Here is a 1361-nt window from a genome sequence, read left to right on the forward strand (position 1 = left end):
CTACGACCCCGCCGGGTTTGAGGCGCCCCGCCTTGAGAGCCGCAACTACCATGTTGCGGGCCATGCGGTCCTTGATGCTCCCGCCGGGATTGTTTTTCTCAATCTTCAGCAGTAGTTTTGCGTTCTTCCCGGCAATGGGAAATCCAAGAATCGGCGTGTTGCCGATCAGGTCAGTCACTTTGTTCAATATCATGCGGTTGCTCCCTTGGGTCATCAGGTGAAACATCGAAACCACCGGTTGCATTGCAATGCACGGCAATCCGGCGGGGCATAGGGTGACGGTGAAACTCGTTTTCCAACAGATCCATCTGGTAACCGCCCGTATTGGCATAGACCAGCAGATCTCCTGCGCAGGGGATTCGGTCGAAGCGGATCAGCCGGTTGGTAAGAACGTCATCGTCCAGGCAGCTGTGCCCGGCGATATAGGCATGAAAAGAATGAGGTACACCGCAGACCTGGCGAGCGGCGGCGATGGAAACCAGGAGGGGGTCCTGCAGGAATTCCGATGCAAACCAGGTCTCACAGGCGCTGAAACTGCTGCCTTCGACAAATATCACGTGATGCCCACCGGCGAGGCGCTTGACGCGGGTCACCCTGAAAACAGAAATCGCCGCCTGGTCAGCCAGGCTGCGCCCCGGCTCGATCGCCAGCGCAATGCCCTCAGTCCTGAGGTACTGGGCAATCGACAGATCGCCGTGGGCTGGCGACTCCAGGAAGCAGTTCAACCATTCGAAGGCATCAAGGCGGCCACCATAGGGATAGAACGAGTCCGGTACGCGCGCGTTGCGGTAGTGCCGGCTGTTTTGCTCATGCAGGAATGCCTCGTAACCATCACTGTCCAGGTACTGGATCGGCATCCCGCCGCCAATATCGATGATTCCCGGCTCGAGGCCCATGGCGCGCGCAGCCTCGACATGGGGAATGAGCTCGCGCAGCGCCTGCGCCCGCGTTTCATGCGCATAGCCGCCAAGGTGAAAGTGAAACCCCTCGAACACCAGCCGGGCACTCTCCTGCAAAATCTGCCGCATGCATCGCAACAGGTCGTCAGGCCCCATTCCAAAGCGGCTCGCCTGGGAATGGGTCGGCCGGTAGCGCAAGAGCACACGCGCCTTCAGCGCGAAGTCGTTCCGGCCGATGCAATCGATCAAGCCATGCAGCTCTTCTGCGGAGTCGATGGAGATCAATCCATTGCTGGCGACCAGCCCGGCATGGAATGCCTGAGTCTTGGCCGGGCCTGTCGCACACAAATATGCCGAGTCCGCTCCTGCATGCATGGCATCGCGCCATTCGTGAATGCTGGAAACATCCACCCCGACGCCTGCCTCTACGGCCGCGCGAACGAGGGCCTGTGACTTGTTGAC

1 protein-coding gene is annotated in these 1361 nt (G+C 59.8%); it reads right to left on the reverse strand.

All coding sequences use genetic code 11. The features are described 5' to 3' along the window. Window positions 1–170: 170 nt before the first annotated feature. Window positions 171–1361: type III PLP-dependent enzyme domain-containing protein (locus AC1D0Z_RS21860; protein ID WP_477660249.1), on the reverse strand; the 1191-nt coding region annotated here is incomplete at its 5' end.

The organism is Polaromonas sp. P1_E3, assembly GCF_056405935.1.